Here is a 21,505-nt window from a genome sequence, read left to right on the forward strand (position 1 = left end):
AGCCCCGGGTTTCCGGAGCTCCGGCCTCCGCCTCGCCCGCCGCCCCGTGGTCAGCGGGCGGTCAGCTCGTGGCGGGCCCGGGCCGCCGCGCCCAGCGGCACCGCGTCGGTCCCCAGGGCCGCCCGTACGAGTTTGACGGGGTGGCCGCTGATCGGCGGTTCGGCGGCGAGCGCCTCCTGGATCAGGGGTTCGAGCAGCGTCCAGGCGCCGCTGACACCTCCGCCGATGACGACCGAGCCGATGTCGACGAGACCGGCGGTCATCACGATCGCGCGAGCGACACCGGCGCCCGCCGCCGCGTACACGGCACGGGCGTCGGCGTCCCCGTCCCGCGCCGCCTCGGCCACCTCGCGGGCGGTCGGCTCCCGCCCGGTGCGCTCGCCGTAGCGGGCACGGATGGACCGGGCCGAGGCCAGCGTCTCCAGGTGGCCGCGGCCGCCGCAGGTGCACGGCAGGTCGCCGAAGCCGGGGATGTGGCCGATCTCGCCCGCCGCACCGTGGGCGCCGGCGCGCAGCTCGCCGCCCGTCCACAACGCCCCGCCGACGCCGGTGCCCAGGGTCATCCCGAGGACGTCCGCCTCGCCCGCCGCCGCACCGCACGCGACCTCGCCCCGCAGGAAGGCGTTGACGTCGTTGTCGAGGAAGGCGGGGACGCCCAGCGCGGTACGCAGGGCGGCGGTCACGGGGAAACCGGCCCAGTCGGTGAACGAGTCGCTCGCCACCAGGATGTGACCGGAGGCCGCGTCGACCACTCCGGCCGCGCCCACCCCCACGGCGGCCAGCCGCCCCGGCGTACGCGCCCGTACGACCGTGAGCGCGTCGAGTGCCGCGGCGATCATCGCCCGGCCGCCACAACCGGCCGGAGTGGCCGTCTCCGCGCGGTCGAGCACCGTCAGTTCCTCGTCGCAGAGCACCACCTGGGTGGTGGTGCCCCCGATGTCGACCCCGGCGAAGACCGGGGCGTCGTGACCCCTCACCCCTGCTCCTCCGTCCGCCCCGCGGCGAGGGTCGCCAGGCGCTCCGCCCTGCGGCCGCGCTGGACCACGGGGTCGGGCACGGGCACCGCCGCCAGCAGACGCCGGGTGTAGTCGGTCTCCGGGTGCAGCAGCGTCGCCGACGTGAGCCCCTGCTCCTCCGCCCGTCCCGCCCGCATCACGACCACCCGGCGCGCGAACTGCTGCACGACGGCCAGGTCGTGGGAGACGAAGAGGCAGGCGAAGCCCAGCTCCTCCTGCAGTTCGCCGATCACTTCGAGGACCGCCTCCTGCACGCTCACGTCCAGGGCGCTGGTGGGTTCGTCCGCCACCAGCAGCCGCGGTTCGAGGACCAGGGCGCGGGCGAGGCTCACGCGCTGGCGCTGACCGCCGGACAGCTCGCGCGGCGCCCGCCGGGCCACCTCCCGCGGCAGCCTGACCCGGTCGAGGACGTCGCCGACCAGGGACTCCCGTTCCCTGCCGGACAGTCGCCCGCGGTGCACCCGCAGCGGTTCGGCGACGCACTCGCCGACCGTCATACGGGGATCGAGCGAGGCGACCGGGTCCTGGAGGACGACGCCGATGCCCGCGCGCAGCGCACGCCGCGCCCGCGCACGGGTGCGGGCCAGGTCGGCGCCGAACAGCGTCACGGAGCCGGCCGTCGGGGCGATCAGACCGAGCGCCACCCGGGAGGCGGTGGACTTCCCGGAGCCCGACTCGCCCACCAGGCCGAGGGTCTCCCCGGGGTGGACGGCGAGGGAGACACCCTTCAGGGCGTGCACCGCGTGCTTCCCGCGGCCGAAGACCACGGAGACGTCCCTGAGTTCCACCGCCGGTTCTCCGGCCGGTGCGGCGTCGGCCTCCCGCGCCCGCCGCCCACCGGGCCCGTCGGCCTCGGCGACCGAGAGCCGCGGTACGGCGGACAGCAGTCGCCTGGTGTAGTCGTGCGAAGGGCGCAGCAGTACGTCGTCCACGGGTCCGGTCTCCACGATGGCGCCCTGGTACATCACCGCGACCCGGTCGGCGAAGTCCGCGACGACGCCCATGTTGTGGGTGACCAGGAGGACCCCCGTGCCGGTCTCCGCGGCCAGTCGCCGCAGCAGGTCGAGGATCTCGGCCTGCACGGTCACGTCGAGCGCGGTGGTGGGTTCGTCGGCGATCAGCAGCGCCGGTTCGTTGGCGATGGCCATGGCGATGACGACGCGCTGGCGCTGGCCGCCGGAGAGCTGGAACGGGTAGGAGCGGGCCCGCTGCTCCGGCTCGGGGATGCCGACGCGGCGGAGCAGTTCGACGGCGCGCGCGGCGGCGTCCGCCGCGGACACCCGACGGTGGTTGCGGATGACCTCGGCGATCTGCTTGCCGACCCGGGTGAGCGGGTCGAGCGCGGTGGCCGGCTCCTGGAACACCATGGAGACGGTCGATCCGCGCAGCCGGGACAGCTGTTCCTCGTCGGCGCCGACGATGTCGGTGCCGTCGACGACGGCCGTTCCGGTGGCGCGGGCGTTGCCGGCGAGCAGCCCCATGGCGGCCAGCGCGACGGTGGACTTGCCCGAGCCGGACTCGCCGACCAGGGCGAGCGTCTCGCCGGGCGCGACGTGCAGGGACACGCCGCGCACGGCCCGCACCGTGCCGGTCTCCGTGGTGAAGACGACGCCCAGGTCGTCGAGGTCGAGGATGTGGTCCCCGGCGGCGGCAGCGGCCGGTCGTCGAACGGCGCTCATGCGCGCCCCCTCACGTCGAATGCGTCCCGGAGCCCGTCTCCGATCGCGTTGAACGCCCACACCACCAGGATGATGGCGAGGCCGGGCGGCACGATCAGCCACCAGTAGCCCGAGTACGCGGCGGTCATGCCCGAGGAGAGCATGCCGCCCCAGTCGGTGGACGGGGGCTGGACGCCCAGGCCCAGGTAGGAGACGTAGGCCACCAGCAGGATCGCGTCGGCGATCTGGAAGGTGGCCGCCACGATGACGGTCGACACCGAGTTCGGCAGGATGTGCCGCGTGATGGCGCGGGTGTGACCGCCGCCGATCGCGCGGAGGGTGAGGACGAAGTCCCGGTTCTTCAGCGTCAGGGTCTCCGCCCGCACCAGCCGGGAGGGCACGAGCCAGGAGATGAGGCCCAGGATGACGACGAGACCGGTCAGGTCGGGGGTGGTGATCGCGGAGACCACCAGCAGGATGAACAGGGCGGGGATGGCGATGCCCGCGTCCACCACGCGCATCATGACCGCGTCGATCCAGCCGCCCGCGTAACCGGCCGCGGCGCCCCACAGGGTGCCGATGACCGTGGCGAGGACACCGGCCGACAGACCGACGATCAGCGAGACCTTGCCGCCGTACATCAGCCGGCCCAGCTCGTCGTGGCCGACCGCGTCGGTGCCGAGCCAGTGGGAGCCGCTGGGCGACTGGTTGACCTGCTGGAGCAGCGTGTGGGTCTGGTCGGTGGAGTAGAGCAGCGGCCCCACGAAGCAGAACAGCACGAAGAAGACCACGACACCCAGCCCCACCACGGCGAGGCGGTTGCGCAGGAAGCGGCGGACCGCCAGCCGGGCGCCGGATGCGGCGCGCTCGGGCTTCGCGGCGAGCGCGTCCAGGGAGGTGAGGGAACTCATGACCGGCCTGCCTTCACTCGGGGGTCGACGACGCGTTGCAGGACGTCGGCCAGGAGCGTTCCGGTCACCGTGGCGATCGAGATGACCAGGACGCATCCCAGCAGCACGGGATAGTCGGAGGACTGGGCGGCGGTCCAGAACAGCAGACCCATCCCGGGGTAGTTGAAGAGTTGCTCCACCACCAGCGCACCACCGAAGAGGACCGGTATGTAGTAGCCGAGCATGGCGATCACCGGGGTCAGCGAGTTGCGGAAGACGTGCCGCGTGAGGATGGCCCGGGGGCGGGAGCCGCCGGCCCGCGCCGTGCGCACGTAGTCCTCGGTGAGGTTCTCCAGCGTGGCCGAGCGCATGTAGCGGCTGAAGACGGCGACCATCGTGGCCGCGCCGGCCACCACCGGCAGGACCAGTCCCTGCGGTTGGGAGAGGACGTCGGCGACGCTGTTGCCCTGGGGTGCCTGGGCCGGGAACCAGGGCAGGACCTGGCTGAAGACGAGGACCAGGATCAGCCCGAGGAAGTACACGGGAGTGGAGTAGGCGATGAAGCTGAGCGTGGTGATGACGTAGTCGACCGGCTTGTTGCGGCGCACGGCCTGCCACACGCCGAGCGGCACCGCGAACAGCAGGCCGATGACCGCCGACAGGACGGTCAGCAGCAGCGTCTTGGGCAGCCGTTCGGTGATCAGCTGGGAGACGGGTTCGTTGAGGGTGTAGGACATGCCGAGATCGCCGTGGATCAGCTGGTTCAGGTAGTACACGTACTGAACCGGCAGGGGCTTGTCGAGCCCCTGTTCGTGGTTGAACGCGGTGATCTGCGAGGCGGTGGCCTGGGGGCCGAGGATGCCGCGGGCGGGGCCCCCGGGGAGGGCGTGCAGCAGGCAGAACACCACGACGGTCACGAGGAGGACCACCGCCAGGGCCTGCAGGACACGCCTGATCAGGAAGGAGTATGTGCTCATGGGTTTCCGGGTGGCTGGGTGGGGGCGGGGCAGCTGCGGGTGGGAGGGGCCGGGCGGGGGCTCACTCGGTCCACGCCCACATGGCGGGGTGGAAGTTGGCGAGGGAGTCCTGGGCGAAGCCGCCGAGCCCGTCCCTGATCACGGAGACCTGGTAGTCGGGCTCGGGGAGCCAGACCACGGGCAGGTCCTCGGCGAGGGCGGTTCCGTAGGCGGGCATGGCGTCGGGGGAGGAGGAGGTGGTGGTCCGGTCGATCAGCTGGTCCACCTCGGGGTTGGAGTAGCCGCCGAAGTTGGAACCGCCGCCGCTCGCGAAGAGGGCGTCACCGCTGGGGTAGGCGGGGAAGTACCAACTGCCCGCGCTGCCGAAGAAGGAGAGCTGCCACGTGCAGGCGGGGTCGTCCTGTTCGCACTGGCCGGTCTGCGAGAGGACCGAGTTGACCGGCGCGGTCTTGATGTCGAAGTCGATGCCGGTCTCCTCGAAGGAGGACTGCAGGGCGCTCATCATGTTGTCCGTCTCGGTGGAGCCGGACTGGGCGAGCACCCGCATCCTGAACTCGGTGCCCTTCTCGACGCCCCGGCCGCAGTGCCCCTCGCCCTCGCCCGGTGAGGTGCACACCATGGTGCCGTCCTCCGGGGTCCAGCCGTGGTCCGTCAGCAGTTTCCGCGCCCTGGAGTTGGAGAACGGGTACGGCTCGGCCTTCTGCTCGTCCGAGAGGAAGGCGGACGCCTGCCCCTGCGGGACGGGGCCGTAGGTCGGCTCCGCGGTGCCGTTGTAGAGGACCTCGGACAGGGTCTTCTGGTCGACGGACATCTGGATGGCCTGCCGGGCGTACAACTGCCGGAAGACCGCGCCCATCTCCGGGTTGTTGAAGTTGTACGGCATGTAGGTCACCGCCCAGCCGGACCACCGCTCGACGTGGTAGCCGAGGTCCGTGAAGGACTTCTTGATCCCGAGGTCGGAGGCCCTGATGTAGCCGTAGTCGACGGTGCCGGCCCGCAGCGCGTTCTCCTCGGCGGCCACGGTGGTGAAGGACAGCAGGTTGATCTGCTCGACGTGGGCCGCGCCCCCGCCGTCGTACTTCTCGTTCTCGATCAGCTCGACCCTGCCCGACGTGGAGAACGACTTGAGCGTGTACGGCCCGCTGACCGTCTTCCACAGCGGGTCGCTCGCGTAGCGGGAGATCTTCTTGCCGGCGTCGATCAGGTACGTCCAGACCTTCTTGGCGCCCTCCGGGCTGCGGTCGAGGTCGGAGACGGCGCCGTCGTCGCCGGTCTTGTCCCACACGTGCTGGGGCATCGGGCGGATCATGCTCAGCTCGTTGGCGAGCATCCACTGCTGGTTGTAGGCCCGGTCGAAGTCGAGCGTGAAGTGCCGGTCGTCGATCGTCCTGAAGGAGGTCCAGGTGTCCGGCGCCTTGCCCGGGCTGTAACTGGCCCAGGACTTCTTGTTCTCCCTGACCAGGTTGAACCAGAACTCGACGTCCCGGGAGGTGACCGGCTCGCCGTCGCTCCAGTGCCGGTCGCCGAGGGTGATGGTGACGCTTCTGTCGTCCGCGGCGAACTTCGCGTCCGTCGCCAGCGAGTTGTCCTTGTTCCAGCCGATCTCGCCGGTGGAGCCGTCGTAGGCGATCAGGGGCTCCCAGATGGACTGGGATATGGACGCGTTGTTGGTGTTGAGGTGCCCCGGTGTCCCGATCGGGACGATCCAGTTGGGGGTGAAGTTCGCCGGGAGGGCGTAGTTGATCTCGTCCTTCGAGCCGGCGGGGGCCGAGACGCCGCCCGCGCAGCCGCTGAGCAGCACGCCCACGGCCGCGCCTGCGCCGACGACGAGCGCCCGGCGTCGGCGTGTCGCTGTGCGAGCAGGGGACATGTATCTCCTCCAGATGACAGGGGCCTGCGCGGCGAATGTGGGTGTAGAGGTCAGCTAACGCCTGACTCGGTGGATGCACAAACAAAGTTGCGTAACAACTAAGTATCTCCGTTTCTGAAAAAAGTCCGGACGTTGTCGCTGTCGCGAAACGCTGCGCTGATCGCCATTCACGGGACGGCGTTTCAGGCGTACTGTCTGCATCGGACCGACCATGGGGAAGTAAGCACGTTCATGAATGAAATAAGTACGCGGGGCCGGAGGACGGCGGGTACGTCCGCGCTGGCGGCGCGCGCCCTCGAACTCGTCGCCTCCGGCCGGGCGACCTCCCGGGCCCAGCTGGCCGAGCTGCTCGGCGCCGCGGCCTCCAGCGTCTCGGTGGCCGTGGCGCAGCTCGTGGAGCACGGCCTCGTCGCCGAGGAGGGGACCCAGTCCTCCACCGGCGGACGCCCGCGCAAGGTGCTCAGACTCGGCGGTCAGGACGAGTTCGCCGTCGCCGCCGACCTCGGCGGCAGCCACGCCCGTGTCGGCGTGGTCCTGCCGGGCGGCGAGCTGCGCGACGTCTCCACCGTGCCGCTGGTGATCGCCGACGGCCCGCAGGCGGCCCTGACCGGGCTCGCCGCCACCCTGGAGGAGCTGGTCGAACGCCACGGCAGGTCACGCCTGCGCGGCGTCGGCCTCTCCCTGCCCGGCCCGGTCGACACCGCCACCGGACGCGTCGTGCAGCCCTCCCGCATGCCGGGATGGAACCGCTTCCCCGTCGAGTCCTGGCTGCGGGAGCGCTTCGCGGTCCCGGCCACCGCCGACAACGACGCCAACTGCATGGCCGTTGGCGAGCACACCGCCCGCCGGGGACGCCACCAGCAGGTGATCATGGTGAAGACGGGCACCGCGATCGGTGCCGCGGCCCTCGTCGACGGCCGGCTCTACCGCGGCGGCACGGGCGCGGCCGGGGAGATCACCCACATCCGGATCGCCCGCGGCGACAACACGCCCTGCTCCTGCGGCAACACCGACTGCCTGGAGACGGTCGCCTCGGGCGCCGCACTCGTCCGGGTACTGCGGGAGGAGGGCGTCGACGTCGGCAGTGCCGAGGATGTGGTGCGGCTGGCCGCCGACGCGCACCCGGAAGCCAACCGGGCGGTGCGAAGGGCCGGGACCTACCTCGGTCAGGTGCTCGCGGCGAACGTCAACTTCTTCAACCCGGACGCCGTGTACCTGGGCGGCATCCTCTCCACCCTCGAACCGTTCGTCGCCGCCGTCCGCAGCCAGCTCTACGAGAGCTGCCACCCCCTGGTCACCGAGCACCTCGCCATCGAACGCGCCGTCCTCGGCGCCGACGCCGGCCTCGTGGGCGCCGGACAGTTCGCCCTCCAGCGGGCGCTGGCGCAGGCCCTGCGCGAGGTCGGCGGAGCACAGGTGGACCCGGACCGGTTCCAGACCCCCACCCCCTGAACCCACACCACGCACCCGCGCACCACCCACGCACCCCCCCGCACGAACGAGGAGCCATGTCGCACCCCAGCACCCCCTCCCGCCGCCGCCCCGTCATCGCCGTCGCCGGACTCGGCATCGAGTCGTCCACCTTCTCGCCCGCCCGCACCGAGGCCCCCGCCTTCCACCCCTCCCGCGGCCAGGCGGTCATGGACCGCTACCCGTTCCTCGCCGCGGGCGGGGAACTGCGCGAGGCGGCCGACTGGCACGGCGCCCTGGTCGGCAAGTCGCTGCCGGGCGGCACCGTCACCGCCGCGGCCTGGGAGGAACTCACCGGGGAACTCCTCACCCGGCTCGCCGCCCTGCCCCCGCTGGACGGCCTCTGGTTCGACATCCACGGAGCCATGACCGTCGAGGGCGTCGACGACGCCGAGGCCGTACTGCTGGAGAGGGTGCGCTCCGTCGTCGGCGACGACGTGATCGTCTCCACCTCCATGGACCTGCACGGCAACGTCTCCCGCGCCCTCGTCCACCGCAGCGACCTGATCACCTGCTACCGGATGGCGCCGCACGAGGACCACATGGAGACCAAGGAACGCGCCGTACGCAACCTGCTGACCCACCTCGCCTCCGGCGCCCCCCGCCCGCTGAAGGCATGGGTGCCGGTACCCGTCCTGCTGGCCGGTGAGCAGACCTCCACCCGCATCGAGCCCGCGAAGAGCGTGTACGGAGCCGTGCCCGGCGTCGAGGCGGGGGAAGGCGTGATCGACGCGGCGATCTGGGTCGGCTACGCCTGGGCGGACGAACCCCGCAACCGGGCCGCGGTCGTCGTCACCGGCCACGACGAGCAGGCGGTCGCGGCGGGCGCCGAACGGCTGGCCCGCGGCTTCTGGGAAGCCCGCCACGACTTCGACTTCGTCGCCCCCACCGGCACCTTCGACGACATCCTCGACGAGGCCCTGGCCGGCGAGCGACGCCCGTACTACGTCAGCGACACCGGCGACAACCCGACCGCGGGCGGCGCCGGCGACGTGACCTGGGGCCTGACCCGGCTGCTCGCCCGCCCCGAGTTCCAGAAGGAGGACGGGCCGACCGTCCTGTACGCCTCGGTGCCCGGCCCCGAGGCCGTCCGGCACGCGGCCGAAGCGGGCGTCGGCGCCACGGTGACGGTGACGGCGGGCGCCGAGGTCGACGACCGCCACGCCGGACCCGTCACCCTCACCGGCGTCGTGCACGCCGTCCGCCTCGGCGACCGCGACGCGCGGACCGAGGCCGTGATACGCGTCGGCAGCGCCTACGTGATCCTCACCGAACTGCGCAAGCCCTACCACCACGAGCACGACTTCACCGACCTGGACCTCGACCCGCGCGGCGCCGACATCGTCGTCGTGAAGATCGGCTACCTGGAGCCCGAACTGTTCGCCATGTCCGCCGACTGGAAGATGGCCCTCACCCCGGGCGGCGTGGACCAGGACCTCGTCCGGCTCGGCCACCACCGCATCCACCGGCCCATGTTCCCCTTCGACCCCGCCATGGCCGACCCGGACCTGACCGCCCGCCTGATCCCCGCCGCCGACCAGCCGCTGACCGGGGCCGACGAGTGAGCGCCCGCCCCAGCCTGGAGATCGCGGTCGTGTCCCCGGCGGGCGCCCGCACCGCCCGCGAGCACGGGGCGGACCGCGTCGAACTGTGCACCGGACTCGAACTGGGCGGCCTGACCCCCTCGACCGCGACGGTCGAGGCGGCCGTCGAGTCCGGGCCGCCCGTCCACGTCCTCGTCCGCTGCCGCCCCGGCGACTTCGTGTACGACGCCGAGGAGGTCGCCCTGATGACCGCCGAGGTGCGTACCGCCCTGCGCGCGGGCGCCCGCGGCGTCGTCGTCGGAGCACTGACCCCGGGCGGCGCCCTCGACACGGACGCCCTCGCCGCGCTCGCCGGCGCCGCGCGGGACACCGACCCCGCCGCACAGGTCACGCTCCACCGGGCGGTGGACCAGGCGAGCGACCCGGTGGCCGCCGTCGCGGCGCTGCCCGGGCTCGGCACCACCCGCGTCCTGACCTCCGGCGGCGCGTCCACCGCGAGCGGGGAAGGGCCGTGCTCACCGCGATGGCCGCCGCGGCCCCGGCGTCGACGTGGCCGCCGGGGGCGGGGTGCGGCCCGGCGACATCGCCGGTCTGCTGGCGGCGGGCGCCACCTCGGTGCACCTGTCCGCCAAGTCCCGGGCGACGCCCCGGCGCGCGGCCGGCTGGGTACCCCTCGGCGCGGGCGGCACCTCCGCCGCCGACGACACCCACTTCGTCACCGACGGCACCGTCGTCGCGGAGGCGAGGAGGGCACTGGACGCGGCGGTCGGACGGACGGGGGAGCAGCCCGGAGGCGCCCCTCGGTGAACGGCCCGCGGACCCGACCGGGACACTGGCACCGTGGACGCACTCGCCGGACTGCTGGAGGGCCCCCGGGCCCGTGGTGCCTTCATGATCCGCGCCTGCTTCGACCCGCCCTGGGCCGTGCGCGTCGAGGACCGGGCACCGCTGACCGTGATGCTGATGGTCCGCGGCGACGCCTGGATCGTGCCCGGCACGGGGGAGGGGCTGCGCCTGCGGGCCGGGGACCTGGCCATCGCGCGCGGCCCCGACCCGTACGTCTGCGCCGACGACCCCGCCACCGCCCCGCAGGCGGTGATCCTGCCGGGCGGCGCGTGCAGCTACCCCGACGGGCGCCCCCTCAACGGCTCGATGGACCTCGGCGTCCGCACCTGGGGCGACCACGCCGACGGCCAGGCGGTCCTCCTCATCGGCACCTACCTGGTCCGCGGCGAGATCGGCGGCCGTCTCCTCGACGCGCTGCCGCCGCTGCTGTCCCTCACCTCCGAGGCGTGGGACAACCCCCTCACCCCGCTGCTGATGACGGAGGTCACGCGCGACGAGCCGGGCCAGGAGGTCGTCCTGGACCGGCTCCTCGACCTGCTCGTCATCGCCGCACTGCGGGCCTGGTTCGCCCGGCCGTCGGCCGAGGCGCCCGCCTGGTACCGGGCGATGGGCGACCCGGTCGTCGGCCGGGCGCTGCGGCTGATCCAGGACGATCCGGCCCACGCCTGGACCGTCGCGTCCCTCGCCGCGAAGACCGGCGTCTCCCGCGCCGCGCTCGCCCGCCGCTTCACCGACCTCGTCGGCGAACCCCCCATGGGCTACCTCACCGGCTGGCGTCTCGCCCTGGCCGCCGACCGGCTGCGGGACGGCGAGGACACCCTCGGCGCGATCGCCCGCCAGGTCGGCTACGGCAGCGCGTTCGCCCTGTCCACCGCCTTCAAGCGGGTCTACGGCGTCAGCCCGCAGGAGTACCGCGCCCACCCCGCCCCCGGGACCGCCCCCGAACCCGCCCCGGCCCCGGCCCCGGCTTCGGCTCCGGCCCCGGCTTCGGGCTCCGGCGTGACACCGGCTCCGGCGTAACCTGGCACGCGTGTACGCGGAACGGGCGTCCCGGCTGACCGGCGCGGTGGTGTGGACCAACACCCCGACGCGGCCCGGCCCGGGACGGGTGCTGCCCGACGGCTGCATGGACCTGCTCTGGTACGACGGCCGGCTCCTGGTCGCGGGCCCCGACACCCGCGCCCACCTCACCGACGGCACCCCCGGCGGCTGGGCGGGCGTCCGCTTCCACCCCGGCACCGCGCCCGCGCTCCTCGGCGTGCCCGCCGCCGAATTGCGCGACCGCCGCGTCGACCTCACCGACCTCTGGCCTGCCGCCCGCGCACGAAACCTGACCGCCCGGGTCAACGCCGCCCCCGACCCGGCCACCGGCCTGGAGCGGGCCGCGCTGTCCCGGGCCGCCGACACCGGGCCCCCCGACCCGCTGCTCGCCCGGATCGTCACCGCCCTCGACGCCGGCCGCCCGGTCGCCGCCACCGCCGACGCACTCGGCATCGGAGCCCGCCAGCTGCACCGCCGCTCACTGGCCGCCTTCGGCTACGGCCCCAAGACGCTGGCCCGCGTCCTGCGGCTGCAACGCGCCCTCGCCCTGGCCCGGAACGGCACCCCCCTCGCCGAGACGGCGGCCCGGACCGGCTTCGCGGACCAGGCCCACCTGACGCGGGACATACGGGAACTGACGGGCGCGACACCTCTCCAACTACTGCGCGGCTAGCGGCGCGAACAGGTCGACGCCGTGACCGTCGGGGTCGCCGAGGACGGCGTACCGCTGCCCCCAGGGGGCGTCCCAGGGCTCCCGCTCGCCCTTGCAGCCCGCGCCCGTCAACTCCGCGTAGAGGGAGTCCACTTCGGCGGGCGTGTCGCACAGCAGGGCGAGTGAGTGCCGCCCGCCACCGGTGGGCGGCTCCCATCCGGGCGTGAACGAACGGACGGACTCCTCGGTGTCCAGCAGCAGCCGGATCCCGCCCGGCAACCCGGCCTCGGCGTGCGGCAGCTCCCCGGACCCCTCCGGGAACGCGAAACCGAGCCGACGGTAGAAGGCCACGGACGCGGCCATGTCGGAGACGATGAGGCTGATGGCGTCGAATCGTGCGGTCATGAAGCCACCGTAGGCGGGGCGCACGGCCCCGGTCTTGAAGAAAACGGACACCCGGACGCCGCGCCCGTGCCTCATAACCTCCTCAAGTCCCTTGAAGGGAAACCGGCACCGAGCCGACCATGGCCCCATGATCGGACGACTCGCCCCACCGGACCTCAACGTCCTTCTCCTGCGCGACGCGGACATCGTCGCGCACCGCATCCGTCAGGCCCTCGCCGAGGCGACGCCCGAGGAACGGCCCGGACTGGAGCGCGCCGCCGCCCTGGTCGAGCAGGCCGCCGCGGCCCCCGACGCGCAACTCCTCGCCCGCTGGGTCCACGAACGCCTCACCGCGGCCGGCCACGAGGGCCCCGTCGACTCCGTCCGCGCGGTCAAGACCCTGCGCGAAGCGGCCCCCGGCCTCAGCCTGCGCCAGGCCGTCAAGCTGACGAAGGACGCCGCCGCCCACCGCCCCTGAGCCCGACCGGAACCGCCCGCGGAACACACCCGTGGAACACCTGTACGGCAGGATGGCCGCATGATTCGTCACGCGCGCGTTCTGCCGGTGCTGCTGGCCCCGCTGCTGCTCACCGCCTGCGGCTCCGAGAAGGCGGACGCGGGCCGCCCGGCACCTCCCCCCTCGACCGCCGCCCCCGCGGCCGACGGGGCCGAACTGCGGACCCGCGCCCAGGCGATGGGCATCGCCCCCGAACTGGTCTACATCACCGAAGCACCCGGGTTCACCCTGGCCCAGCAGTCCGTCGGTGTCCTCGGAGACGAAGGCTTCTCCGCCACCTGGGTCGACGGCGAGACCAACGCCCAACTGCGCCTCGCCGTCGACCGCGGCACGATCACCGCCGGCACCTGCCCCGAGCAGCCCGTCGGCGACATGCCCGGCGAGCACACCACCTGCGAGCGAGACGGCGTCGCCTGGTACCGCACCGGGGCCGGACGCCACGAGTACGCCCTGCCCGAGAAGGGGCACGTCGTCCGCGTCTCGGCCGAGACGGACGCCGTACCCCGCGACGTCCTCAACGCGGCCGCCCTCGCCGCCCACCGCCCCGACGCCGCCGAGACCGACCGCCTCCTGCCCTCCGTCGACCCCGCCCCTCCCGCACCCGTCGAGCGCGGCGACCTGCCCCCGTACGGCGACGGGGCCCCCGACAACCACGTGGACGTGGGCGGCTGACCCGATCCGCGACCGGTGCGCTACGCCGTGAAGGCCGCCACCGTGTCCAGCCCCGCCTGCCGCAGGGTCCGGTGAACAGCCGGGCGGGCACCCCGCACGGTGAGAGCGACCGGCTCCGGCGTACCGGTCACCGTCCGCAGCAGCGCGTACGCGCACGCCAGATCGATGTGGTCCAGGCCGCTCATGTCCAGGATCCACGCCTTCGGCCTCCGCAGCCGCGGGTCGAGAAGCGACTCCTCCAGCACACGCAGCGCGGGGGCGTCCAGGTCCCCCGAGAAGGCCAGCACGGCGCGGTCCTCGTCGGCCTCGGCGATCCTTACCGGTGCGTCCGTCACGACAGCCTCCTCGATGGCCCGGCGCGCGCGTGGCGTGCGTGGTCTCCATTGTCCCTCAGCCGTGACGACAGGGGCGGCCCGGAATAGATCCGCGTGCCGTGGCGCTGTGACCTGTGCGGTACGACAGTGCGGCGAAGGGCTGGTGGGCGCATGCGGTCAGGCCAGACGAACCCCGTGGTCAGTACGGTGCACGGCGCCGTACGCGGCAGGTACGAGCACGGAGTCGCCGTGTTCCGGGGCATCCCGTACGCGGCACCCCCCTTCGGACCCCGCCGCTTTTGCCCACCCGTACCCCCCGAGCCCTGGGACGGCGTCCGAGACGCGGGCTCCTTCGGCCCCACCGCGCCGAAACCCCCGTACTCCGAGGCCTTCGCCCGATACCTCTCCGACCCGACGATCCCCGGCGACGACTGCCTCAACCTCAACGTCTGGACCCCGCAACCGAGCCCCCGCGCCCACCTGCCCGTCCTCGTCTGGCTGCACGGCGGCGCCCTGACCAGGGGATCCTCCGCCGTGCCGGTCTACGACGGCCACACCTTCGCCCGCGACGGCGTCGTATGCGTGTCGATCAACTACCGTCTGGGTGTCGAAGGCTACGGCCTGTTCCCGGACGCCCCCGCGAACGCCGGCCTGCGCGACCAGATCGCCGCCCTCCAGTGGGTGCGGGACTCCATCGAAACCTTCGGCGGCGACCCCGACCGGGTCACCGTCGCAGGCCAGTCCGCGGGCGCCATCAGCACCGGCGCGCTCCTCGCCGCACCTCAGGCCCAGGGCCTGTTCCGGCGGGCCGTCCTCCAGAGCGGCGCACCCGAAGCCACCGACCGCGACAAGGTACGGCGCATGGTCCGCCGCATCGCCACCCGCCTGAAGATCCCCGCCACCGCCGAGGCATTCGCCGCCGCCGACCGCGCCCAGCTGCTACGGGCCCAGGCCGAGGTGGGGCGATTCAGCAGCCCCGTACTCGGCGGACCCGGATTCGGCATCGTCGTCGACGGCGACGTGCTGCCCCGCGACCCGCTGCAAGCACTCGTCGACGGCGACGCGGCACCGGGCGTCGACCTCATGATGGGCTGGACCCGCGACGAGTACCGGCTCTGGCTCGTCCCCGGCGGCCTCCTCGAACGCGTCGACCGACTCGGCACGGTGGCCCTCTCGGGCGCCCGCGCCCGCTGCCACTGCGGCAACGAGGTGATCCGCGGCTACCGCGCGCTGCGCCCCGACGCGGGGGCCGCCGAGACCGTGGGCCAGCTGGTCACCGACCACCTGCTCCGCGTCCCGATGCACCGCGTGGCCGACGCACGGCCCGCGCCCACGTACGTCTACGACTTCGCCTGGCCGTCCAACCTCCCCGGCCTTGGCGCCTGCCACGCCCTGGAGCTGGGCTTCGTCTTCGACTCCGGCGACGGCCCCGACGCGCGCAGGCTCGCGGGAGAGGGCGCGCCGCAGGCCCTGGCCGACGCGATGCACGGGGCGTGGGTGCGTTTCGCCGAGTCCGGAGACCCCGGCTGGGAGTCCTGGGACGCCACCCACCCCGTGCGAGTCTTCGGCGACGGCGACCCGCGTACGGCCTACGGTCCGCTCGACGCCGAGTACGACCTGTGGAAGGCCGACGTCACCGGTCCCCGAGGAACGCGGCCCAGGCGTCTGGTCCGACGGTGACGTGTCCCTGCGGGGCTTTGGAGTCCCGGATGTGGATGGCGGTGGGTTCGTGGGCGACCTCGACGCACTGGCCGCCTTCGCTGCCGCTGTAGGTCGACTTGAACCACTCGAGTGCCGTGTCGCTCATGCTTCTCCCAGAAGACGGTCCAACAGGGACCTGGTTTCCTCGGTGTTGAGGGCCTGCGTCCGCAGCATCGCATACTTCTGGGTCAGGATCCCCACCCCTTCGGGGTCGGCGATCAGGTGGCTGCCACGCTGTGTCTCCATGTAGGCGAGCCGCTGGTACTCGGGCGTTTCCATCAGGACGAACGCCCCGTCGAGTCCGGCATGCGAGGTGCGTCCGAGCGGCAGTACTTGGAGCGTGATCCCCGGCATTTCCGCGTGCTCGCGCAGCTTCTGGATCTGTTCTGCGTAGACCTCCCTTCCGCCCAGTCGATCGCGCAGGGCAGCCTCCCAGATCACGAAGCTCGTGGTGGGCGGCACCTTGCGATGCAGAATCTCCTGGCGGCCCATGCGGGCCGCCACCCGCAGTGCAATCTCGTCCTCCTCGTAGACGGGAACGCGGCTGCGGAAGACCGCTCGCGCGTACCCCTCTGTCTGGAGCTGGCCGGGCACGGCCAGGTTGTCGTAGACAGAGATGGCGATGGCCTCCCGCTCCCTGTCCAGGAACTCCTCCGCCCACAACGGAACCAGGTCCACCTCCGGCATCCTGCTCAACGCGGTCGACAACGCACCCTTGGTCTCCAGGAGTTCGTCGAGCTGCTCGGCGAGATCCGGCTTCAGCGGGCGTCGGCCCTGTTCGATCGAGGCGATCTGCTGCTCGCCGATGACGAAACGCTCGCCCAGGGACCGCTGGGTGTGCCCCGCCGCCTGTCGGTAGAGGGCGAGTAGCGCGCCCACCATCTTCATCGCGGAGGCGTTTCTCCGTGCCGTCGTACCCATGAGGTCCAACTCCCCACCCGTGCCCGTACGTTCACCATCGCGCACCCGTACACACCTGCCGTACTGCCATGCGCACTGTTTCATGATGGCCACGGAGCGTAACTCTCGTACTGTGAACAACGAAACTCCACCCTCGTCCGCACGTGAGCGCTTCTACCGCCGTGAACGCCGGTCCGTCCCCGCCGCGCGGGCCTTCGCACGGGAGGTGCTCGCCGACTGGGGTGTGCGCGGGCGCGCCGACGACGTGGTGCTGTGCGTGAGCGAACTGGCCACCAACGCGTTGGTGCACGGCGTGCCGCCCGGCCGGGGATTTCGGCTGCGGCTGCTGCCGTGCGGGGACGGCGTACGTGTCGAGGTCCACGACAGTGGGGGCGGGGTGCCGGCCGTGCCCCTGGACGACCCCGGCGGGTCGGCCGAGGGCGGGCGCGGGCTGTTGCTGGTGTCGGAACTGGCGAACAAGTGGGGCGTGGGGGAGAGGGGGCCCGGCAAGGTCGTGTGGTGTGAGGTGGGTGATGCATAGGGAGTTGGAAGAGTGGCTGTGGGGCCGCCCGCTTCTTGGTCAGTGTCGTGCTTCCGCGATCCGCGTCAAGGGCGCTCCGCTGTCGCTGCGCGTCGCCTTCGGCGATGGGCCTGCGGCCCACCCTTGACTCGGCTCGCTCCAGCACGGGTGAGAAGCGTGCGGGCGGCCGGGGGAGGGTGGGTGTCCCGGGTACGTCGGTCCCTGCCGCCGGTTTGCCGGTCGTCCGGCGTGAGGGGCGCGTTCGCGTCTCGCCAGCACGCCGGGTGGGCTTAGCGTCTGCCGCCCGGTGGGTGGTGGGCGCCGTTGAGTGGGTGGTGCGTGGTGGGTTTGGCGTCTGCCGCCTTGGTGGGTGGTGCGTGTTGGGCGGTGGGTGCAGCCCGGCGGGTGATGGGTGCCGCCGGATGTGTGGTGGGTGATGGGTGCCGCCGGGTGTGTGGTGGGCGTGGTGACAGTTGGTCGGGGGATTGATGGCGGCGGGGGGCGGGGGCTTGTCGGAAACCGAGGACAAAATCGCGATTTTGTCCTCGGTTTTTGGGAGGGGTCCCGGAGGGGGCGAGGGTTCTCGTGCTCCCCAGGACGTAACCGCCCGCGGCCGCCCGCCCACCCGCCCGCCCGACCGCACCCGCCCGCCCGCGGTGGGCTGCCCACGGCCGCCCGCCCGACCGCAGCCGCCCGCCCGGGTCGGCTGCACACGACCGCGTGTCCATGGCTGTTCGTTCTTGGCCGGTTGCCCCACTGGCCGTTGGACGCTGACGCGGCGTGGCGTGCATGTGAGGTGCTGGTGCGTTCCTCGTGCCGGGGACTGGGTGGCTGGCCTGAGGGACCGGTGTGCGTCGGCCACCCGTTTTCCCGGGCCGCTCGCTCGCTTCTCCCTCGTGCTGGAGCGAGCCGAGTCAAGGGTGGCCCGCAGGGCCATCGGCGGAGCCGACGCGGAGCGCCCTTTACTCGGGTCGTGGAGGCACGACACTGGCAAGGAAGCGAGTGGCCCCACGGTCACTCCTCCTACGCCCCGAAGCTCCCGGAGGCCCCTGCCCAGCTACCTGCCGCCCCGCCACCGAGCGCCCGTCAGCACCGCTCCCACCGCCACGCCGACCACCACGCCCGCGGCGATCACCCGGCCCAGTCCGGACCCGGCACCGGTCACCGGGACCTCCGCCGCGGCCGCCACCACGCCGGCTCCCGCGCAGGCCGCGACCGCCTCGGTCCAGGCGCGTGCGGTGCCGCGACCCCATCGCCAGGGCCACGTCTCGCTCGTCACCAGGTAGGCCACCAGCAGCCCCACCACGCAGGCGCCCTCCCACCAGGCCGGGTCGCCGGACGCCGCGATCACCACGACGCCCGCCGCCAGCACCGTCGTACGGTGGCGCGGCAGCCGGTGGAACCACCGGGTCGACTCCAGTGAGGGACGCAGGTCCAGTGAGGGTGCCGCCCACGCGGCGAAGGCGACCGCGCAGACGAGTGGGACCGCCCCGCCCGCCGTGTCCACCGTCGTCCACGGCCGCCAGGCCATCACCACGGCGGCCACGGCGAGCACCCGCACCGGCACGGTGCCGATCCAGTAGCCGAGGTACTCCCGCAGGCCGACCCGCGTGTCCGGCACCGTCATCCCGGACGCCCCCTTCCGCCGATCCGCCCCGACAGCAGCGGGGCCAGGGCCAGGTCAAGTGACTCGCCCACGACGTGCCGGAGTACCGGCACCCCGCTGTCCCGCAGCGCGAAGCGCATCGCGTCGCGTTCCGCCCGCCACAGGCGCAGTCCCAACTCTCCTGCTGTGTCCCCGGGTTCGACCTGGGGATCGCCGCTCGGGATCTCCACCACGACGGGGCGGCGCCCCCGTGCCTGGAGGTCCCGCAGCACTTGAAGGATGCGTGCGTCGCTCAGCGGGGTGAACACGTACACGAGGGCGCCCTCGGGCAGTGCGGGCGGTGGGACCCGTTCCAGCCCGGGGCCGCCGAAGCTGCGGTCCTTGCGGACGTCGAGGACGCTTTCGACGATGCGGTAGAACGCCGCGTCCCCGGTGCCCGGTGCCAGCCAGCGTGTGGTGCCGCCGGTGGAGACGACGCCCACCCGGTCGTGGGTGCGCAGGTAGGCGCGGGTGAGCCCGGCGGCGGCCCGTACCGTCTCGTCCAGGGACGACAGCCCGGTCACCGGGTCGAGGACGTCCCCGAACGCGTCGAGCAGCATCACCGTGTCGGCGGCCCGTTCGGCCGCGAACCGGTGCAGTTGGACGGACCCGCGCCGGGTCGTCGACGGCCAGTGGATGCGGCGCTGCCGCTCCCCGGGCACCCACGGGCCCACGCCGATGACCTCGACGCCCTCCCCGGACTGCGGTGAGGCGTGCTCGCCGAGCCGCTGCGGCAGCCGGGCCGGGATCGGCGTGAACCTCGCCTGGGTGGCCCGCGGGAACACCGACACCTCGGCGGCCTCCACGCGGACGGTGCGTCGCACGGTGCCCCCGGTGTCGTAGACGTCGAGGTCGACCGGGCCCAGCGACCAGCGTCCCCAGCTCAGTGCCGTGTGGCGCAGCGTCACCGGGGACGGGCCGACGACGACCTCGTCCAGGCGCAGGCCGGGGCCGAGCGTGAGACCGGGGTCGAGGCGGACGGCGTCACCGTCGTGGGCCACCGAGATGCGTACGGTGACCGTGTCGCCCTCGAAGCAGCGCCTCGGTTCGACGGTCGTCGACGTTTCGACGCGGCGGGCGTGGGCGCGGGGCAGGGCGAGGGCGAGCAGTACCAGGGGCGCCGCCGCGAGCGCGAGCAGCCATGCCCGGCCGGTGAGCAGCGCGGCGGACAGTGCCACGGCGGCGACGGTCAGCAGGCGCAGCGTGCGCTCACTGGGGCGTGGGCCGTCCGGGGGTGGGGGCGGCGGCTGCGACGGGGAGGTGCGGCCTTCCAGGGCGCGGACCACCACCGCGTTCGGCCGGGGGTCGGGTGCGGGCTCGGGTGCGGTCACGAGGGCACTGCGGCCGTGCGGCGTGTGGTCGGCGTACCGACGCCGGCGACTATCTCGCGCAGTACGTCGTCCGTGGATGTCTCCCGCACCCACAACTCCGGCCGGAGCGACACCCGGTGGGCCAGGGCGGGCACCGCGAGGCTCTTGATGTCCTCCGGGACGACGTAGTCGCGGCCGTCCAGTACGGCGCGGGCGCGGGCGAGCTGGACGAGGGCGAGTCCGCCGCGCGGGGAGGCGCCGATGCTGATCTGGGGGTGCTCGCGGGTCGCGCCGACGAGCGCGACGGCGTACTCCAGCAGGTCGTCGTCGATCTCCACGCGTTCCACGACGGCCCGCCACGCCACGACGTCCTCCGGCCCCGCGAGCCTTTCGAGGACGGTCTCGGGTGCGGCCCGGTCGACCCGGGCCCGCAACATCGCCAGTTCCTCCGAGGCCGTCAGGTATCCCATCCTCACGCGCAGTTGGAACCGGTCGAGCTGGGCCTCGGGCAGGGAGTACGTGCCCTCGTACTCCACCGGGTTGGCGGTCGCCACGACCAGGAACGGGTCGGCGAGCGGCCGGGTCTCGCCGTCCACGGTCACCTGTGACTCGGCCATCGCCTCCAGCAGCGCGGCCTGCGTCTTGGGCGGGGTCCGGTTGATCTCGTCGGCGAGCAGGAGGTGCGTGAAGATCGGCCCGGGGTGGAACACCATCTCGCCGGTGCGCTGGTCGTACAGGGGTGTTCCGGTGACGTCCGACGGCAGCAGGTCGGGCGTGAACTGGATGCGGCGGAAGTCCAGTCCGAGCGTGGTGGCGAACGACCGGGCGAGGAGTGTCTTGCCGAGTCCGGGCAGGTCCTCGACGAGGACGTGGCCGCGGGCCAGCACGCCCAGCATCACGAGTTCGAGCGCGTCCGGCTTGCCGACGACGGCGCGGCCGATCTCGCGCAGTACGGCACCGGCCTGCTCACCGACCTGCTCGGCGGTACGCGGCCGGGGCGTGGAAGGAGTCGTCACGTCGCTTGGTCCTTAGCGGTACGGGGGCTACGGGTGCGGGGTGCGCCGAGTACTTCGAGCCGGTCGACGAGGCGGCGCAGCACGTCGACCGGGACCTCGCCGTCGGGTCCGGTGCCCGGTGGCACCGGACCCAGCCACGGCCACAGCTCGGGGCCGATCAGCTCGGCGGCCCGCTCCGGCTGGTGCTCCAGGGACACCTGGTGGTGTTCGGCGAGCGCGGCGGCATACAGGTGGCGCAGCTCGGGCCGGAGCACCGCGCGGTAGTAGAGGGCGCCGTCGGATCCGGTGGACGTGCTCACGTTGCGGCGCCACTCGCCCATGCCGGGCAGCCGGGTCCTCAGCAGCCGCACCTCGTCCCGGTGCCCGGCGTCGAGGGCGCCCGCCCCGGTGACGTACCGGGCGACGAGCAGGGCCGCCGCGACGAGCAGGGCGACGAGGGCACCGGCCGCGGTGGGACCGTCGAAGAGCAGGACGAGCAGCACGCCGGAGCCGGCGACCGCGCCGCCGAGCAGCGCGAGCCCGCGCAGGGTGAGCATGTCCTGTCCCCGGGGTCCTCCCGCAG

At 73.2% G+C, this 21,505-nt stretch carries 21 protein-coding genes and 1 pseudogene; 9 read left to right on the top strand and 13 right to left on the bottom strand.

What is annotated here, in order from left to right; translation table 11 throughout:
• Nucleotides 1–50 precede the first annotated feature (50 nt).
• From BJ961_RS10395 to BJ961_RS10415, 5 genes are all read right to left on the bottom strand, one after another.
• Entirely contained in the window at nucleotides 51–977 is a 927-nt protein-coding gene (locus BJ961_RS10395) for an ROK family protein (protein ID WP_271321039.1), read from the bottom strand.
• Complete coding sequence (locus tag BJ961_RS10400) at nucleotides 974–2,695, bottom strand: dipeptide ABC transporter ATP-binding protein (RefSeq protein WP_271321040.1); 1,722 nt, start codon at nucleotides 2,693–2,695, stop codon at nucleotides 974–976. Before BJ961_RS10400 ends, BJ961_RS10395 begins: the two co-directional genes overlap by 4 nt.
• The gene (locus BJ961_RS10405) at nucleotides 2,692–3,585 is read right to left on the bottom strand and encodes an ABC transporter permease (protein ID WP_271321041.1); all 894 of its coding nucleotides are present in this window, start codon (nucleotides 3,583–3,585) and stop codon (nucleotides 2,692–2,694) included. Before BJ961_RS10405 ends, BJ961_RS10400 begins: the two co-directional genes overlap by 4 nt.
• Nucleotides 3,582–4,541: an ABC transporter permease gene (locus tag BJ961_RS10410; RefSeq protein WP_271321042.1), complete on the bottom strand. Its 960-nt coding sequence runs from the start codon at nucleotides 4,539–4,541 to the stop codon at nucleotides 3,582–3,584. The genes BJ961_RS10405 and BJ961_RS10410 overlap by 4 nt, the downstream gene beginning before the upstream one ends.
• Before the next feature lie 61 nt (nucleotides 4,542–4,602).
• Nucleotides 4,603–6,411, bottom strand: a complete 1,809-nt coding sequence (locus tag BJ961_RS10415) for a peptide ABC transporter substrate-binding protein (protein WP_271321043.1) — start codon at nucleotides 6,409–6,411, stop codon at nucleotides 4,603–4,605.
• A gap of 231 nt (nucleotides 6,412–6,642) precedes the next feature.
• On the opposite strand from BJ961_RS10415, the gene BJ961_RS10420 reads away from it, so the two are divergent.
• The 5 genes and pseudogenes from BJ961_RS10420 to BJ961_RS10440 all read left to right on the top strand — a co-directional run bounded on the left by BJ961_RS10420 (nucleotide 6,643) and on the right by BJ961_RS10440 (nucleotide 11,985).
• On the top strand, nucleotides 6,643–7,863 hold the full coding sequence (locus BJ961_RS10420; protein WP_271321044.1) for an ROK family protein: 1,221 nt from the start codon (nucleotides 6,643–6,645) through the stop codon (nucleotides 7,861–7,863).
• A 56-nt stretch (nucleotides 7,864–7,919) separates the two neighbouring features.
• Nucleotides 7,920–9,446 carry a M81 family metallopeptidase gene (locus BJ961_RS10425; RefSeq protein WP_271321045.1) on the top strand — a complete coding sequence of 509 codons (1,527 nt, stop codon included), beginning with the start codon at nucleotides 7,920–7,922 and terminating at the stop codon, nucleotides 9,444–9,446.
• Nucleotides 9,443–10,232 (top strand): annotated as a pseudogene (locus BJ961_RS10430) (copper homeostasis protein CutC). Before BJ961_RS10425 ends, BJ961_RS10430 begins: the two are co-directional and overlap by 4 nt.
• A 33-nt stretch (nucleotides 10,233–10,265) precedes the next feature.
• Nucleotides 10,266–11,291 carry an AraC family transcriptional regulator gene (locus BJ961_RS10435; protein WP_271321046.1) on the top strand — a complete coding sequence of 342 codons (1,026 nt, stop codon included), beginning with the start codon at nucleotides 10,266–10,268 and terminating at the stop codon, nucleotides 11,289–11,291.
• A gap of 10 nt (nucleotides 11,292–11,301) precedes the next feature.
• Nucleotides 11,302–11,985: a helix-turn-helix transcriptional regulator gene (locus BJ961_RS10440; RefSeq protein WP_271321047.1), complete on the top strand. Its 684-nt coding sequence runs from the start codon at nucleotides 11,302–11,304 to the stop codon at nucleotides 11,983–11,985.
• Here the strand turns inward: BJ961_RS10440 and BJ961_RS10445 are convergent.
• Nucleotides 11,971–12,369 carry a VOC family protein gene (locus BJ961_RS10445; RefSeq protein WP_271321048.1) on the bottom strand — a complete coding sequence of 133 codons (399 nt, stop codon included), beginning with the start codon at nucleotides 12,367–12,369 and terminating at the stop codon, nucleotides 11,971–11,973. The two genes, BJ961_RS10440 and BJ961_RS10445, sit on opposite strands and share 15 nt — an antisense overlap.
• Nucleotides 12,370–12,496: 127 nt before the next feature.
• On the opposite strand from BJ961_RS10445, the gene BJ961_RS10450 reads away from it, so the two are divergent.
• Both BJ961_RS10450 and BJ961_RS10455 read left to right on the top strand, forming a co-directional pair.
• Complete coding sequence (locus BJ961_RS10450; protein WP_271321049.1) at nucleotides 12,497–12,826, top strand: hypothetical protein; 330 nt, start codon at nucleotides 12,497–12,499, stop codon at nucleotides 12,824–12,826.
• A gap of 60 nt (nucleotides 12,827–12,886) precedes the next feature.
• Nucleotides 12,887–13,537 (top strand): hypothetical protein, encoded by a 651-nt coding sequence (locus BJ961_RS10455; protein WP_271321050.1) that lies wholly within the window; start codon nucleotides 12,887–12,889, stop codon nucleotides 13,535–13,537.
• 20 nt (nucleotides 13,538–13,557) lie between these two features.
• Here the strand turns inward: BJ961_RS10455 and BJ961_RS10460 are convergent, their stop codons facing one another.
• Nucleotides 13,558–13,872 (bottom strand): STAS domain-containing protein, encoded by a 315-nt coding sequence (locus tag BJ961_RS10460; protein WP_271321051.1) that lies wholly within the window; start codon nucleotides 13,870–13,872, stop codon nucleotides 13,558–13,560.
• A 150-nt stretch (nucleotides 13,873–14,022) separates the two neighbouring features.
• Between BJ961_RS10460 and BJ961_RS10465 the strand changes: the two genes are divergently transcribed.
• On the top strand, nucleotides 14,023–15,531 hold the full coding sequence (locus BJ961_RS10465; protein ID WP_271321052.1) for a carboxylesterase/lipase family protein: 1,509 nt from the start codon (nucleotides 14,023–14,025) through the stop codon (nucleotides 15,529–15,531).
• Here the strand turns inward: BJ961_RS10465 and BJ961_RS10470 are convergent.
• Both BJ961_RS10470 and BJ961_RS10475 read right to left on the bottom strand, forming a co-directional pair.
• Nucleotides 15,485–15,658: a DUF397 domain-containing protein gene (locus BJ961_RS10470; protein ID WP_271321053.1), complete on the bottom strand. Its 174-nt coding sequence runs from the start codon at nucleotides 15,656–15,658 to the stop codon at nucleotides 15,485–15,487. The genes BJ961_RS10465 and BJ961_RS10470 overlap by 47 nt on opposite strands.
• On the bottom strand, nucleotides 15,655–16,473 hold the full coding sequence (locus tag BJ961_RS10475) for a helix-turn-helix domain-containing protein (RefSeq protein ID WP_271321054.1): 819 nt from the start codon (nucleotides 16,471–16,473) through the stop codon (nucleotides 15,655–15,657). The genes BJ961_RS10470 and BJ961_RS10475 overlap by 4 nt, the downstream gene beginning before the upstream one ends.
• Before the next feature lie 112 nt (nucleotides 16,474–16,585).
• Here BJ961_RS10475 and BJ961_RS10480 point away from each other — a divergent pair, with 112 nt between their 5' ends.
• Nucleotides 16,586–16,993 (top strand): ATP-binding protein, encoded by a 408-nt coding sequence (locus BJ961_RS10480; protein WP_381156938.1) that lies wholly within the window; start codon nucleotides 16,586–16,588, stop codon nucleotides 16,991–16,993.
• 1,036 nt (nucleotides 16,994–18,029) lie between these two features.
• Here the strand turns inward: BJ961_RS10480 and BJ961_RS10485 are convergent.
• From BJ961_RS10485 to BJ961_RS10500, 4 genes are read right to left on the bottom strand one after another with little or no spacing between them, the layout of a single operon-like run.
• A complete protein-coding gene (locus BJ961_RS10485; RefSeq protein ID WP_271321056.1) occupies nucleotides 18,030–18,599 on the bottom strand; it encodes a hypothetical protein in 570 nt (189 codons plus the stop codon).
• Nucleotides 18,596–19,948, bottom strand: a complete 1,353-nt coding sequence (locus BJ961_RS10490) for a DUF58 domain-containing protein (RefSeq protein WP_271321057.1) — start codon at nucleotides 19,946–19,948, stop codon at nucleotides 18,596–18,598. The genes BJ961_RS10485 and BJ961_RS10490 overlap by 4 nt, the downstream gene beginning before the upstream one ends.
• Nucleotides 19,945–20,943: an AAA family ATPase gene (locus tag BJ961_RS10495; RefSeq protein ID WP_271321058.1), complete on the bottom strand. Its 999-nt coding sequence runs from the start codon at nucleotides 20,941–20,943 to the stop codon at nucleotides 19,945–19,947. Before BJ961_RS10495 ends, BJ961_RS10490 begins: the two co-directional genes overlap by 4 nt.
• Nucleotides 20,940–21,479: a hypothetical protein gene (locus BJ961_RS10500; RefSeq protein WP_271321059.1), complete on the bottom strand. Its 540-nt coding sequence runs from the start codon at nucleotides 21,477–21,479 to the stop codon at nucleotides 20,940–20,942. The genes BJ961_RS10495 and BJ961_RS10500 overlap by 4 nt, the downstream gene beginning before the upstream one ends.
• Nucleotides 21,480–21,505 lie beyond the last annotated feature (26 nt).

Origin of the sequence: Streptomyces lienomycini (genome assembly GCF_027947595.1) — a bacterium.
GTDB classification, from domain to species: Bacteria; Actinomycetota; Actinomycetes; order Streptomycetales; family Streptomycetaceae; genus Streptomyces; species Streptomyces lienomycini.

Excerpts from the sequence above, each read along its gene's own strand:
- BJ961_RS10470 (WP_271321053.1), bottom strand. The coding sequence starts at position 15,658 with ATGAGCGACACGGCACTCGAGTGGTTCAAGTCGACCTACAGCGGCAGC.
- BJ961_RS10410 (WP_271321042.1), bottom strand. The coding sequence starts at position 4,541 with ATGAGCACATACTCCTTCCTGATCAGGCGTGTCCTGCAGGCCCTGGCG.
- BJ961_RS10455 (WP_271321050.1), top strand. The coding sequence starts at position 12,887 with ATGATTCGTCACGCGCGCGTTCTGCCGGTGCTGCTGGCCCCGCTGCTG.
- BJ961_RS10405 (WP_271321041.1), bottom strand. The coding sequence starts at position 3,585 with ATGAGTTCCCTCACCTCCCTGGACGCGCTCGCCGCGAAGCCCGAGCGC.
- BJ961_RS10420 (WP_271321044.1), top strand. The coding sequence starts at position 6,643 with ATGAATGAAATAAGTACGCGGGGCCGGAGGACGGCGGGTACGTCCGCG.
- BJ961_RS10425 (WP_271321045.1), top strand. The coding sequence starts at position 7,920 with ATGTCGCACCCCAGCACCCCCTCCCGCCGCCGCCCCGTCATCGCCGTC.
- BJ961_RS10485 (WP_271321056.1), bottom strand. The coding sequence starts at position 18,599 with ATGACGGTGCCGGACACGCGGGTCGGCCTGCGGGAGTACCTCGGCTAC.
- BJ961_RS10500 (WP_271321059.1), bottom strand. The coding sequence starts at position 21,479 with ATGCTCACCCTGCGCGGGCTCGCGCTGCTCGGCGGCGCGGTCGCCGGC.
- BJ961_RS10475 (WP_271321054.1), bottom strand. The coding sequence starts at position 16,473 with ATGGGTACGACGGCACGGAGAAACGCCTCCGCGATGAAGATGGTGGGC.
- BJ961_RS10445 (WP_271321048.1), bottom strand. The coding sequence starts at position 12,369 with ATGACCGCACGATTCGACGCCATCAGCCTCATCGTCTCCGACATGGCC.
- BJ961_RS10400 (WP_271321040.1), bottom strand. The coding sequence starts at position 2,695 with ATGAGCGCCGTTCGACGACCGGCCGCTGCCGCCGCCGGGGACCACATC.
- BJ961_RS10415 (WP_271321043.1), bottom strand. The coding sequence starts at position 6,411 with ATGTCCCCTGCTCGCACAGCGACACGCCGACGCCGGGCGCTCGTCGTC.
- BJ961_RS10450 (WP_271321049.1), top strand. The coding sequence starts at position 12,497 with ATGATCGGACGACTCGCCCCACCGGACCTCAACGTCCTTCTCCTGCGC.
- BJ961_RS10465 (WP_271321052.1), top strand. The coding sequence starts at position 14,023 with ATGCGGTCAGGCCAGACGAACCCCGTGGTCAGTACGGTGCACGGCGCC.